We start from the raw sequence: 12,377 nt of genomic DNA, 5'->3' as shown, positions 1-12,377 counted from the left end.
TCAGCTATTTTACGAACAACTGGACAGTTTATACCATGCGCGTCTCACAATTTTTTCTTTCCACGCTTAAGGAAGCCCCTGCCGAAGCCGAGCTGATCAGTCACCGTTTGATGCTGCGGGCAGGGTTCATCAAACGTCTGGGCTCGGGTCTGTATACCTGGATGCCGCTGGGTTTGCGTGTTTTGCGCAAGGTGGAAGCGATCGTGCGCGAAGAAATGAACCGCGCCGGCGCCATGGAGCTGCTGATGCCGGCGGTGCAGCCGGCCGAGTTATGGCAGGAAACCGGGCGCTGGGAAGTATTCGGCCCGCAGATGCTGAAAATCACCGACCGCCACCAGCGCGATTTCTGTTTCGGTCCTACCCATGAGGAAGTGATTACCGATATCGCGCGGCGCGAGATCAAGAGCTATCGCCAGTTGCCGCTCAATTTCTACCAGATTCAGACCAAGTTCCGCGACGAAATCCGGCCGCGTTTCGGCGTAATGCGTGCACGCGAATTCATGATGAAGGACGCTTATTCCTTCCATGCCGATTTCGCCAGTCTGCAGCAGACTTATCAGACCATGTATGCGGCGTATAGTCGTGTGTTTACCCGCCTGGGCTTGCAGTTCCGTGCAGTAGCGGCGGATACCGGTGCCATCGGCGGTTCCGGATCGCACGAGTTTCATGTGCTGGCGGATTCCGGCGAGGATGCGATCGCCTATTGTCCCGACTCCGATTACGCAGCCAACGTCGAGCTGGCCGAGGCCGTGCTGCCGCAGGGCGAACGGGCCGCCGCGAGCCTGCCGATGACGCTGGTGCCGACGCCGGGAAAGCACAGCATCGACGAAGTGGCCGCCATGCTGAACATTGTTCCCGAACGCATGATCAAGACCCTGATAGTCGAGGGCGAGCATGGTGCCGTTGCGTTGCTGGTGCGCGGCGATCATCAGTTGAACGAGGTCAAGGCTGCCAAGCTGCTGGGACAGGAAGTGCGTTTCGCCAGTGATGCCATCGTCCGCGAAGTGGCGGGTTGCGCGCCGGGTTCGATTGGCCCGGTGGGGTTGAAGATACGCGTGATCGCCGATCGCAGCGTGATGCTGATGAGCGATTTCGTCTGTGGCGCCAATACCGACGGCTACCATCTGACCGGAGTGAATTTCGGACGCGATCTGCCCGAGCCTGAAATAGCGGATATCCGCAATGCCGTCGCCGGTGATATCAGTCCGGATGGCAAAGGCGTGCTCGCGATCTGCCGCGGTATCGAAGTCGGCCATATCTTCCAGTTGCGTACCAAGTACTCGGAAGCGATGGCATGCCAGTATCTGGATGAGAACGGCAAATCCCGGGTGGCGGAAATGGGGTGTTACGGTATCGGTGTGTCGCGCATCGTTGCCGCAGCGATCGAGCAGAATTTCGATGCGCGCGGTATGACGTTGCCGCCAGCGCTGGCGCCTTTCGCGCTGGTTATCGTGCCGGTCGGCTATCAGAAGAGTGAAGTTGTGCGCGAGGCTGCCGATAAGTTGTATAACGAGCTGTCAGCGGCGGGGGTGGATGTGCTGCTGGACGATCGCAACGAACGCCCGGGGGTGATGTTCGCCGATATGGAGCTGATAGGCATCCCGCATCGCGTGGTGATTGGCGAACGCGGTTTGAAAGATGCTATAGTTGAATATCAGGGGCGCACGGATGCTGAGGCGACCAATGTGCCCGTTACTGAAATTAACACTTTCTTGATCAATGCATTAGGCAAATGACATTTAAACTGCTCAATTCAGGATGGCTGCTTGTGGCGTTATGCGCAGCAGCTGGCAGCGCGCAAGCCGGCAATCAGCTCTATGAGCCGATGTCGGCGAGTGTGCGCGCATCCTTGAGCAAGGCGGTATCGGATACGCCGATAACGAATGTCAGCTTCATGAATACCCCGGAAGATCAGGCCTGGCTGGCCGAAATGTCCAGGCGTCTGGCCAGGCGCATGCCGGATCCCGAGCAGCGCATCGATTTTCTCAGTACGGTGCGTTATGAGGCGATACGCGCGGGTCTGGATCCGGAACTGGTGCTGGGTTTGATCGAAGTCGAATCCGGCTTCAAGAAATATGCCGTTTCCAGTGTGGCAGCCCGCGGTTACATGCAGGTGATGCCGTTCTGGACAAAGCTCGTGGGTACGCCCGATCAGGATCTGTTCCATTTGCGCACCAATCTGCGCTACGGCTGCAATATTTTACGGTTGTATCTGGATATGGAGAAAGGTGATCTGTATCGGGCGCTGGGCCGGTATAACGGCAGTCTCGGCAAGCCGGAATACCCTACGATGGTGGTGAGCGCCTGGAAGCGGCACTGGGCCTATACGCCCAATGTGCAATTGGTGCGGTCAGGTACGGTGAAGATGGCCGGAAACTGAAAACGGCGGCTGTATCAGGAAGACAGCGCCACCAGATTGTCGCGATGTATTAATTCAGCCTCATCGATATAACCCAATGCAGTTTCAATCTGGCTGGTAGGCAAACCGATTATGCGCCGGGCTTCGTTGGCTGCATAATTGACCAGGCCACGGCCGATCAGATTGCCTTCCGCAGTGACGCAGGCGACGACCTCGCCTCGAGCAAAATCACCTTCTACCGCAATCACGCCTATCGGCAGCAGGCTCTTGCCGTCGATAGCCAGCGCTTTGGCGGCGCCTGCGTCCACCACCAGTTTGCCGCGTACCTGCAAATGGTCTGCCAGCCAGGTTTTGCGTGCTGACAGCGGTGTGCTGGCAGCGGTGAGCTGGGTGCCTATGGCTTCGCCATGAGCGAGGCGGATCAGGACATTGTCTTCGCGCCCGGATGCGATAATGGTGTGTGCGCCGCTGCGCGCAGCGCGCTTGGCGGCCAGTATCTTGGTGAGCATGCCGCCGCGGCTGATGCCGCTACCGGCGCCGCCGGCCATCTGTTCCAGGGCGATGTCGCCGGCCTGCGCCTGACTCACCAGCATCGCTTCCGGATGCTGGCGCGGGTCGGCGGTATAGAGACCGGCCTGATCGGTGAGGATGACGAGAACATCGGCCTCGATCAGGTTGGCGACCAGCGCGCCCAGCGTATCGTTGTCGCCAAAGCGGATTTCTTCGGTAACGACAGTGTCGTTTTCGTTGATGATGGGGACGACCTTGAGTTTCAGCAGGGTGCGCAGTGTGGACAGCGCGTTGAGATAGCGGGTGCGGTCGGCCAGATCCTCGTGCGTGAGCAATACCTGCGCGGTGTGAATCTGATGCTGGCGAAAGCTGGTTTCATAGGCCTGTACCAGCCCCATTTGCCCGATTGCAGCGGCAGCCTGCAATTCATGGATGCTGCCGGGGCGCTGGGTCCAGCCCAGTCGCTGCATGCCTTCGGCGACGGCGCCGCTGGAAACCAGGATGACTTCCTTGCCCAGTGCCATCAGCTGCGCTATCTGGGATGACCATTTGGCCAGTGCTGCATGATCGAGTCCGCGTCCATCATTGGTGACGATCGCGCTACCTACTTTGATGACGATGCGTTGCGCTGAATGCAGGGCCGATTTCATGGGTTTTATTCTGTTTCGGGTTTGTATTCGGAGACGGGTTCGACAGATGCCGCACCGGCATCTTCAGCCAGGTGTTCCTCTGCGCGCGTGGCGTCGATGTGGGCCATGATGGCGTAGGTCAATTCCTTGCAGCCAGCGCCGGTGAGTGCTGAAATGGTGAATACCGGTCCGGTCCAGCCGTAATCGCTGATGAATTTGGCGGTGGCGTCTGCGCGCTCGGATTCATCCAGGCGGTCGATTTTATTCAGTACCAGCCAGCGCGGCTTGTTATACAGGGTTTCGTCATATTTGCGCAGCTCTTCGACGATCGCGCGTGCTTCATGCACGGGGTCGCTGTTCTCATCGAACGGGGCTACGTCCACGATATGCAGCAACAAGCGGGTGCGTGCCAGATGGCGCAGGAAGCGATGGCCGAGCCCGGCGCCGTCAGCAGCGCCTTCGATGATGCCGGGGATGTCGGCGATAACGAAGCTTTTATCAATATCCACGCGTACCACGCCGAGATTGGGTGCCAGGGTGGTGAATGGATAGTCCGCCACTTTGGGACGTGCGGCAGATACGGCGCGGATAAAGGTCGATTTGCCGGCGTTGGGCATGCCGAGCAGGCCGACATCCGCGAGTACCTTGAGCTCGAGTTTCAATTCGCGTTCTTCGCCTTCCTCGCCGGGGGTGGTCTGGCGCGGGGCGCGGTTGGTACTGGATTTGAAATGCAGGTTGCCGAGACCACCTTTGCCGCCTTTGGCAATGACCACGCGCTGGCCATCGACGGCGAGGTCGGCTAACACTTCGTCTGTTAGCAAATCGGTGATGACGGTACCTACCGGCATACGCAGGATGATGTCATCAGCGCCTTTGCCGTTGCAGTCTGCGCCGCGGCCACCTTCGCCCGGGTGCGCACGGAATGCGCGCGTATAGCGAAAGTCGATCAGGGTATTGATGTTGCGATCGGCGACAGCGATGACGCTGCCGCCACGCCCACCGTCACCGCCATCGGGGCCGCCGCGCGGAACGAACTTTTCGCGGCGGAACGAAGCAGAGCCGTTACCGCCTTTACCAGCGAATACTGCAATTTTTGCTTCGTCGATGAATTTCATGGTGTGTACAAAGGTGGGTGCTGAAAAGTAAAAGCCCTATCCGCAGGATAGGGCTTGAGTGTGTTGCCAGCGTGTTTAAGCCGCAGGAACGATATTGATCATCTTGCGTTTTTGTGCGCCCTTGATCACGAATTGTACGGTACCGTCTACGGTTGCGAACAGGGTGTGATCTTTGCCCATGCCGACGTTATCGCCAGCGTGGAATTGGGTACCGCGTTGGCGAACAATGATGTTGCCTGCCAAAACTTCCTGACCGCCGTAGCGTTTAACGCCAAGTCGTTTCGAGTGCGAGTCGCGGCCGTTACGTGAACTACCGCCTGCTTTTTTGTGTGCCATGGTTTATCTCCTTAAGCTGAAATGCCGCTGATCTGGATTTCAGTGTAATTTTGACGATGCCCTTGATGCTTTTGGTAGTGCTTGCGACGACGCATTTTGAAAATTTTCACTTTGTCGTGACGACCGTGAGACAGGACGGTGGCTGTGACCTTTGCGCCGTTAACAAGCGGTGCGCCGACCTTGATATCGTCGCCATCGGCAACCATGAATACCTGGTCCAACACAATTTCGCTGCCAACGTCCGCGGTGATCTGTTCTACTTTAATTTTTTCGCCAGCGACGACGCGATACTGCTTGCCGCCGGTTTTTATGACCGCATACATGGTGAGCTCCAAACTTCTAAACTAGAGGGAAGAGCGGAATTATAAAGAAATCAATAGCAAAGGTCAAACCTTTGTTTGCGTGTTTTGTCGATTTAAAGTACCTTGACATAAGGCACCCTGCCTCCCTACTATTGGATAATTTTTGATAAGCGGTTAGTGATAATGCAGGCAATTCAGGCGTTTTTGGCAGCAGATATGCAGCGTGTTGATGAGGTAATCCGTGCGCGGTTACATTCCGAAGTTGCTTTGGTCAGTCAGGTTTCAGAGTATATCATCGCCAGCGGCGGCAAGCGCTTGCGTCCGGCTTTGGTGTTATTGTCAGCCGGAGCGCTGGATTACAAGGGCGTGCATCATTATGAACTGGCGGCTGTCGTCGAATTTATCCATACCGCTACTTTGTTGCACGACGACGTGGTGGATGAATCCAGCCTGCGTCGCGGCCGCGAAACGGCCAATGCGCTGTTCGGCAATGCTGCCAGCGTACTGGTTGGCGATTTTCTGTATTCCCGTGCGTTCCAGATGATGGTCGGGGTTGGGCAGATGCGAGTGATGGAAGTGTTGTCCGATGCTACGAATGTCATCGCCGAAGGCGAGGTATTGCAGCTGATGAACTGCAACGATGCCGATATCAGTGAAGATGACTATTTGCGTGTGATTCGTTATAAAACGGCGAAGCTGTTCGAAGCTGCGGTACGTCTGGGTGCGATACTCGGCGGCGCAGATGCGGTTGCCGAGGCTGCAATGGCGAACTACGGCATGCATCTGGGCACGGCTTTCCAATTGATAGATGACGTGCTCGATTATTCGGGCGATCATGCCGAGATCGGTAAAAATGTCGGGGATGATCTGGCGGAAGGCAAGCCGACGCTGCCGTTGCTGTATTTGCTCAAAAACGGCACAGCGGAACAAGCGCAGATGGTGCGTCATGCCATCGAAAATGGCGGTCTGGAAGTGTTCGAACCGATATTGGCCGCGATACAGGCCAGCGGTGCGCTGGATTACACCCGAGCGCAAGCGCAGCACGAAGTGGATTTGGCAACAGCCGCCATCGCGGCGTTGCCTGATTCGCAATATAAACAGAATTTGATCGGCCTGGCCGAGTTTGCCGTGGCCAGAAGTTATTGAATCGGCGTGATGGCGTCCGCCGGATGCTAATGCCGAGTAGAGTGCGCGCGGGTTCTGCCTGGTGCTCCATTCTCCGTGCATACCGGTGCTTTCCGGCTATAATTGGCACATCTTTATCCTGATTGCGTTGACACGGCATGTCTAAAATTCTGTTCTTCCTGTTGCTTGGCGGCGGTGTTTATTGGTGGCTGCGCGCCCAACGTCCATCGCCTCCTCCATCTCCTCCGCAATCCAGATCCGCCGAAGACATGGTACGTTGCAAGCATTGCGGCGTGCATTTGCCGCGCAGCGAGGCAGTAGGTACGGAAGCTGCGTGGTTCTGCAGCGAAGCTCATCAGCGCGAGTATCGGGGTCAATAGTGGGAATAGCAACCGATGCAGCGGCAAAAGCGGCGGCAAGGCTGGCAAGCGGGCGAGTCGAACGTAGCTGGAAATCGCTGCATTACCTGAATCTGTACCGGATGACCGTGGCTGGCGTGTTTCTGCTCCTTAGTCTCGCCTCCCCGGGGCAGCAGGTTTTCGGGCAGGAAAGTCCGGTGATCTTTTATCTGTATAGCCTGATTTATTTGGGGTTCGCAGCGATAACGGTGGTTACCATCAGTTTGCGGCAACCGCGGTTCGATGTGCAGCTTGCTATCCAGATCATCGGCGATATCATCATGATCATATTGATGATGACGGCCAGTGGCGGGGTGCGCAGCGGACTGGGCTTGCTGTTGATCGTATCGTTGGCATCCAGCGGACTGGTGGCGGAAGGACGCATGGTGATGTTTCATGCGGCGCTGGCCGCGTCCGGGGTGCTGATCGTGCAAACGCTGGGAGTATTGGACAACCACCGTTCGGCCAACGATTATGGTCAGGCCGGGTTGCTGGGGCTGGTGTTCTTTGTGACCGCGGGTGTCGCGCATATCCTGGCGAAACGCAACCGGGTGAGCGAGGCACTGGCCGCGGCGCGTGCAGTCGACATCGAGAATATGGCGCAAATCAATCAACTGGTGATTGATGATATGCAGGACGGTGTCGTGGTGCTGGACAGCGAAGGCAAGATCCGGCAGGCCAATCAGCAGGCGAAACGCTTGCTGAGTCGTGCCGGATTGACTTATGCCGGAGCGGGCACCAAGCTGTACCGGACGGTGCCGTTGTTATTCGAATACCTTGAACAGTGGCGCAAGCAGCCGCAAACTGCATTTCCTCCCATTTCGCTGGGTCTGCACGGCGAAGAGTATCTGCCGCGGTTTATTGCGGTCACTAATAAACGGGTGATGGGCGCCGTCCTGGTGCTTGAAGACATGACTCGCATCAATGAACAGGCGCAGCAGATCAAGCTGGCGGCGCTGGGGCGGCTGACTGCCAATATCGCACACGAAATCCGCAATCCGCTGGCTGCAATCAGTCATGCCGCCGAGATACTGCAGGAAGATGATGCCGGTGACCGCGGTCACCAGCGCCTGCTCGAAATCATCACCAAGAATGCGCAACGCATCAATCATCTGGTGACGGATGTGATGGCATTGAATCGGCGTGATCGTACGCATACCGAACGTATCGCATTGGCTGAATTCTTATCCGAGTTCCTTGAGGAATTTTGCGATAGTCAGGCGGTGAACAGAAGCCTGTTCCGGCTGGAGCTGGCTGATGATGCGGTCATTTGTTTTGATCGCGGACATTTGCAGCAGGTGATAGCCAATCTATGTCTGAATGCGGTGCGCCATAGTCGGCATCAGCCAGACAGCGTGTGCATTGTGGTCGAGCATGCGAACAGCATGATAGAGATTCATGTTCGTGATGATGGCGCAGGTGTTGCCTGCGAACATGTGGCGCGTTTGTTCGAGCCATTTTTTACTACGGAATCAGCGGGTACCGGTTTGGGTTTGTATATTTCCAAAGAGCTGTGTCACGCCAATGCCGCCACTCTGGAATATTTGCAAACCGGCAAGGGCGGTCATTTCAGGATAACGTGTCAGGAGGGTGGATGTTAAAGCGTCAGACGATCGGGAATATCCCGACGGTACTCATTGTCGATGATGAAGCGGATATTCTGGAGTTGCTTGAAATCACGCTGCTGCGTATGGGGCTTGATGTGGTAAAAGCGACTTGCGTGGCAGATGCGCTGACGAGCCTGAAGCAGGGTGAATTCGGCTTGTGTCTGACGGATATGCGCTTGCCGGATGGGGATGGCCTGGAAATCGTACGTTATATACAGGCAGAGCGGCCGACTGTCCCGGTGGCGGTCCTTACCGCGCATGGCAATACCGACAATGCGGTGACAGCGTTGAAGGCCGGTGCATTCGATTACATCAATAAGCCTGTCACACTTGAGCAATTGCGGGCTCTGGTGAAGTCGGCATTAAAGCTGCCCGGCTCCGCAACCGCGAGCGAGCGGGATCTGGTCGGTAACTCTGCGGCAATGCAGCAAGCGCGTGATTTGATAGCCAAACTTTCGCGTACCCAGGCGCCGGTTTACATTACCGGTGAATCGGGGAGCGGCAAGGAGCTTGCGGCGCGATTGATCCATCAGCAAAGCAATCGTGCTACGACGGCATTTGTGCCAGTCAACTGCGGGGCGATCCCCGAGAATCTGATGGAATCCGAGTTTTTCGGCTATAAAAAAGGGGCATTTACCGGGGCCGATAGCGAACGCGACGGTTTCTTTTACGCCGCGAACGGCGGCACACTGTTCCTGGATGAAGTGGCCGATCTGCCCTTGCAGATGCAGGTGAAATTGCTGCGGGTGATACAGGAAAAGAAAGTCCGCAGGCTGGGTAGCAATACGGAAGAGCCGATCGATGTGCGCATCATCAGCGCGACCCACCAGCATCTGGCAAAGTGTGTGGAAGAAGGACGTTTCCGTCAGGACCTGTTTTATCGGCTCAATGTCATTACCCTGAAAATGCCGGCACTGCGCGACATGCGCGAAGACGTCCCGCTGATCGCACATACGCTGCTGGCGCGGTTGGCGGCGGAGGCGGGAATCAGTGCGCCGAGTTTAACCAAGGCAGCCGCCACCGCATTGGCGCAGTATGATTTTCCCGGCAATGTGCGCGAACTGGAAAATATCCTGGAGCGTGCGCTGGCCTTGGCGAGTGGCGTGCAAATCGATGTGGATGATTTGCATCTGACTCCGGCGGTAGAAGAAACAGACGATAATCAGATTGCGCTGCCAGGCATGAAATGGCCGCTGCAGGATTATCTGGACAGGCTGGAACGCGAGGCCATTCAGGAGGCACTGGAAAAAACGCGCTATAACAAAACGGCTGCGGCCAAATTGCTGGGGGTTACTTTCCGGGCGTTGCGTTATCGCCTGGAGCGTCTGGGTATGGATTAGGCGTGCTGTCTGTGCCGGCGCGCTAATCGCGGGTTTATGTGCGATTAGCGTGGGGCGCTGTTATGCCAGCACCATTGCCAGGTAAATTACATATAGCGCGCCGTTCACCCATAAATGCCAGACACGCAGTTGTCCGCGGGCAAGCATCAGGCGTAACCAGGCGGCAGCAATCAGCGTGATAACGACGCCCAGAAACACCGCGGGCTGAGGTGTCCATGGCGTCAGGCTAATGCCGATTGCGGGCAGCAATGTACCTTGGAATACCATGGCGCCGGTGATATTGCCGAACGCGAGCGTGTCCTTGTGACGGCGTATCCACAAAATGCTGTTGACCTTCTCGGGCAGCTCCGTCGCAACCGGTACGATCATCAGCGAGAGCAAGAGTGCGGAAATGCCGAGTATCGGTGCGGCTTGCTGAATGCCGTGGATGAATCCCTCCGCGCCCGCCACCAGTAAACCCAGGCCCAAAAGCAGCTGCAGAATGATGGTGGGCATATTGGTCGGGATGCCGACTTTGTTGAAGAGCATCTCGCCTTCAGCTTCAGTGGCGTGACCATCCTTCACCAGATCGGCGGAAGCGCGTATTGTCATCAGTACGTAAATGAAATAGATGAATATCATGCCGAACGAGAATACGGCGCGTGCGGTACCGTTGTCATGCGGCACAAACATGGCCGCACAGGCCAGTCCGAATGCAATCAGGAAAAAATTCATGTCGCGCGTGAGGCCGGTATGCTCGGGATTGTAATGCCCGTTCACGCCGCGTTTTTTCAGGACTGCAAAGCTCATTAACGATAGCGACAGGGTGGAAAGCATCAAAGGTGCGCCCAGAATCGCACCTACGCCAATTTCCTCATTGACGGCGGCATCGGTAGTGCCGGCAAAAATCGCCAGCAACGGTACCATGGTTTCGGGCAGGGCGGTACCGATTGCGGCGAATAATGAGCCGGTCACGCCTTCGGAAATTTTGAGTTTTTCACCCAGATGTTCCAGTGCATTAACGAAAACTTCCGCCGCAACCAGGATGACAATTAAAAAACCGAATAATTCTAGCCAGAGCATGATTTCCCCTAATGGATTCGTGGTACGGGTTGTTATTTAAAATGGGCGGTAATGCGTAAATCGGTACCGATTTGACGTATGTCATGAATGCTTAATGTGCGTCGGTTGGTCATGTCGGCCGGTTCGGCCAGTGCGAACAACCCGCGTGCCGTATCGCCCAGCAAAGTCGGGGCAATATACATCACCCATTCGTCCACCAGATTTGCTGCGATCAGGGCGGCATTCAAATGCGCACCGGCTTCGGTCATCACTTCATTAATGCCACGCTGCGCCAGTATCGACATCAGTGCCGATAAATCCACTTGCCCTTGGTGGGCGTTCACCTGTATCAGTTCGGCACCGGCTTGGGTTAGCTGTTCCTGACATGTCGTGTCAGCTTGAGTATAAACAATTATGGTGGGGCTGTCTCGCAAAATCAGGGCATCTGCCGGTGTGCGCAAATGCGAATCGACGATGATTTTCAATGGCTGGCGGGTGGTATCGACATCACGTACGTTGAGTTGCGGATTGTCTGCCAGTACGGTGCCTATGCCGGTCAGAATCGCGCAGGATCGCGCACGCAGGCGATGTGCATCCTGTCTCGCCGCGGCCCCGGTGATCCATTTGCTGGTGCCGTTGGCAAGGGCGATTTTGCCGTCGAGCGAAGAGGCGGTTTTGATGCGCAGCCAGGGGCGTGCGCGGGTCATGCGTTGAATGAAACCGATGTTGAGCTGTTGCGCCTGTTGCTCAAGTAATCCGCAGCTGGTGGCGATGCCGGCAGCGGCAAGGCGTGCCAGTCCGTTGCCTGCAACTTGCGGATTGGGGTCCTGCATCGCGGCAATTACCTTGGCAATACCCGCAGCAACCAGTGCATCGGCGCAAGGCGGCGTGCGCCCAAAGTGACTGCACGGCTCCAGCGTGACGTACGCCGTTGCACCGCGGGCTGATTCACCGGCCTGACGCAATGCCAGTACTTCGGCATGCGGTTCGCCGGCGCGCTGGTGCCAGCCTTCGCCGACGACGACAGTATCCTTGACGATGACGCAGCCGACCCGCGGGTTGGGCGAGGTGGTATACAGGCCGCGTTCAGCCAGACGCAGCGCCTGCGCCATATAAGTGTAATCGTCAGCAGTCCACATTTGGCAATTTCGACGGATTCATGCTATTTGTCCAAATCTTTCAGGACGTCGCGGAAGTCGTCGACATCCTGAAAGCTCTTGTATACCGACGCAAAGCGGATATAAGCGATCTTATCCAGACGTTTCAGCGCATGCATGACCATTTCCCCGATCTGCCGCGCCGGTATTTCGCGTTCGCCCAGAGACAGTACATGTTTGACGATCTGATCGATTTCCTGATCGACATATTCGGTAGGGACCGGGCGCTTGTGCAATGCCCGGCGGAACCCTTCGCGCAATTTCGCCGGGGAAAACTCTTCGCGACTGGCATTGGTTTTAACCACCTGGGGCAAGCGCAGTTCCACCGTTTCATAAGTGGTGAAGCGCTTGTCGCAGGCGCCGCAACGCCGGCGGCGGCGTACCGAGTCGCCAACCTCCGATACCCGTGAATCCACAACATGGGTGTCGAAGGAACCGCAGAATGGGCATTTCATCCG

13 protein-coding genes are annotated in these 12,377 nt (G+C 56.6%); 6 read left to right on the top strand and 7 right to left on the bottom strand.

The annotated features are described in order from the left end of the window. The first annotated feature begins 35 nt into the window (after positions 1–35). On the top strand, positions 36–1,736 hold the full coding sequence (locus tag CAP31_RS11625; RefSeq protein WP_087448375.1) for a proline--tRNA ligase: 1,701 nt from the start codon (positions 36–38) through the stop codon (positions 1,734–1,736). After that, the gene (locus tag CAP31_RS11620) at positions 1,733–2,380 is read left to right on the top strand and encodes a lytic transglycosylase domain-containing protein (RefSeq protein ID WP_087447682.1); all 648 of its coding nucleotides are present in this window, start codon (positions 1,733–1,735) and stop codon (positions 2,378–2,380) included. Before CAP31_RS11625 ends, CAP31_RS11620 begins: the two co-directional genes overlap by 4 nt. A gap of 14 nt (positions 2,381–2,394) precedes the next feature. On the opposite strand, the gene proB is transcribed toward CAP31_RS11620, so the two are convergent. From proB to rplU, 4 genes are all read right to left on the bottom strand, one after another. Beyond that, positions 2,395–3,519, bottom strand: coding sequence for a glutamate 5-kinase (gene proB / locus CAP31_RS11615; protein WP_087447681.1), 1,125 nt, complete (start codon positions 3,517–3,519; stop codon positions 2,395–2,397). A gap of 5 nt (positions 3,520–3,524) precedes the next feature. After that, positions 3,525–4,613: an Obg family GTPase CgtA gene (cgtA, locus tag CAP31_RS11610; protein WP_087447680.1), complete on the bottom strand. Its 1,089-nt coding sequence runs from the start codon at positions 4,611–4,613 to the stop codon at positions 3,525–3,527. Positions 4,614–4,688: 75 nt separating this feature from the next. Further along, positions 4,689–4,949, bottom strand: coding sequence for a 50S ribosomal protein L27 (gene rpmA, locus CAP31_RS11605; RefSeq protein WP_087447679.1), 261 nt, complete (start codon positions 4,947–4,949; stop codon positions 4,689–4,691). A gap of 11 nt (positions 4,950–4,960) precedes the next feature. Continuing rightward, entirely contained in the window at positions 4,961–5,272 is a 312-nt protein-coding gene (gene rplU / locus CAP31_RS11600) for a 50S ribosomal protein L21 (protein ID WP_087447678.1), read from the bottom strand. Positions 5,273–5,434: 162 nt separating this feature from the next. Here rplU and ispB point away from each other — a divergent pair, with 162 nt between their 5' ends. The 4 genes from ispB to CAP31_RS11585 all read left to right on the top strand — a co-directional run bounded on the left by ispB (position 5,435) and on the right by CAP31_RS11585 (position 9,721). Next, positions 5,435–6,397 (top strand): octaprenyl diphosphate synthase, encoded by a 963-nt coding sequence (gene ispB / locus CAP31_RS11595; protein ID WP_223247266.1) that lies wholly within the window; start codon positions 5,435–5,437, stop codon positions 6,395–6,397. A gap of 137 nt (positions 6,398–6,534) precedes the next feature. Then, positions 6,535–6,756: a PP0621 family protein gene (locus CAP31_RS14850; RefSeq protein ID WP_157662743.1), complete on the top strand. Its 222-nt coding sequence runs from the start codon at positions 6,535–6,537 to the stop codon at positions 6,754–6,756. Further along, positions 6,756–8,375 (top strand): PAS domain-containing sensor histidine kinase, encoded by a 1,620-nt coding sequence (locus CAP31_RS11590; RefSeq protein WP_157662742.1) that lies wholly within the window; start codon positions 6,756–6,758, stop codon positions 8,373–8,375. The genes CAP31_RS14850 and CAP31_RS11590 overlap by 1 nt, the downstream gene beginning before the upstream one ends. Next, entirely contained in the window at positions 8,369–9,721 is a 1,353-nt protein-coding gene (locus CAP31_RS11585) for a sigma-54 dependent transcriptional regulator (protein WP_087447675.1), read from the top strand. Before CAP31_RS11590 ends, CAP31_RS11585 begins: the two co-directional genes overlap by 7 nt. A gap of 60 nt (positions 9,722–9,781) precedes the next feature. On the opposite strand, the gene CAP31_RS11580 is transcribed toward CAP31_RS11585, so the two are convergent. The 3 genes from CAP31_RS11580 to nrdR are packed head-to-tail and all read right to left on the bottom strand — an operon-like array spanning position 9,782 to position 12,374. Next, positions 9,782–10,783: a sodium:calcium antiporter gene (locus tag CAP31_RS11580; protein ID WP_087447674.1), complete on the bottom strand. Its 1,002-nt coding sequence runs from the start codon at positions 10,781–10,783 to the stop codon at positions 9,782–9,784. Positions 10,784–10,815: 32 nt separating this feature from the next. Continuing rightward, the gene (ribD, locus tag CAP31_RS11575; protein WP_087447673.1) at positions 10,816–11,901 is read right to left on the bottom strand and encodes a bifunctional diaminohydroxyphosphoribosylaminopyrimidine deaminase/5-amino-6-(5-phosphoribosylamino)uracil reductase RibD; all 1,086 of its coding nucleotides are present in this window, start codon (positions 11,899–11,901) and stop codon (positions 10,816–10,818) included. Positions 11,902–11,924: 23 nt separating this feature from the next. Then, the gene (gene nrdR / locus CAP31_RS11570) at positions 11,925–12,374 is read right to left on the bottom strand and encodes a transcriptional regulator NrdR (protein WP_087447672.1); all 450 of its coding nucleotides are present in this window, start codon (positions 12,372–12,374) and stop codon (positions 11,925–11,927) included. Positions 12,375–12,377: the final 3 nt, after the last annotated feature.

The organism is Sulfuriferula sp. AH1, assembly GCF_002162035.1.
Classification (GTDB): domain Bacteria; phylum Pseudomonadota; class Gammaproteobacteria; order Burkholderiales; family Sulfuriferulaceae; genus Sulfuriferula.
The sequence above is the reverse complement of the archived record's forward strand: the minus strand, read 5'-3'. Positions and strand labels throughout refer to the sequence as shown.

Coding starts and splice junctions, on each gene's coding strand:
- CAP31_RS11625 (WP_087448375.1), top strand. CDS start 36: ATGCGCGTCTCACAATTTTTTCTTTCCACGCTTAAGGAAGCCCCTGCC.
- CAP31_RS11620 (WP_087447682.1), top strand. CDS start 1,733: ATGACATTTAAACTGCTCAATTCAGGATGGCTGCTTGTGGCGTTATGC.
- proB (WP_087447681.1), bottom strand. CDS start 3,519: ATGAAATCGGCCCTGCATTCAGCGCAACGCATCGTCATCAAAGTAGGT.
- cgtA (WP_087447680.1), bottom strand. CDS start 4,613: ATGAAATTCATCGACGAAGCAAAAATTGCAGTATTCGCTGGTAAAGGC.
- rpmA (WP_087447679.1), bottom strand. CDS start 4,949: ATGGCACACAAAAAAGCAGGCGGTAGTTCACGTAACGGCCGCGACTCG.
- rplU (WP_087447678.1), bottom strand. CDS start 5,272: ATGTATGCGGTCATAAAAACCGGCGGCAAGCAGTATCGCGTCGTCGCT.
- ispB (WP_223247266.1), top strand. CDS start 5,435: ATGCAGGCAATTCAGGCGTTTTTGGCAGCAGATATGCAGCGTGTTGAT.
- CAP31_RS14850 (WP_157662743.1), top strand. CDS start 6,535: ATGTCTAAAATTCTGTTCTTCCTGTTGCTTGGCGGCGGTGTTTATTGG.
- CAP31_RS11585 (WP_087447675.1), top strand. CDS start 8,369: ATGTTAAAGCGTCAGACGATCGGGAATATCCCGACGGTACTCATTGTC.
- CAP31_RS11580 (WP_087447674.1), bottom strand. CDS start 10,783: ATGCTCTGGCTAGAATTATTCGGTTTTTTAATTGTCATCCTGGTTGCG.
- ribD (WP_087447673.1), bottom strand. CDS start 11,901: ATGTGGACTGCTGACGATTACACTTATATGGCGCAGGCGCTGCGTCTG.
- nrdR (WP_087447672.1), bottom strand. CDS start 12,374: ATGAAATGCCCATTCTGCGGTTCCTTCGACACCCATGTTGTGGATTCA.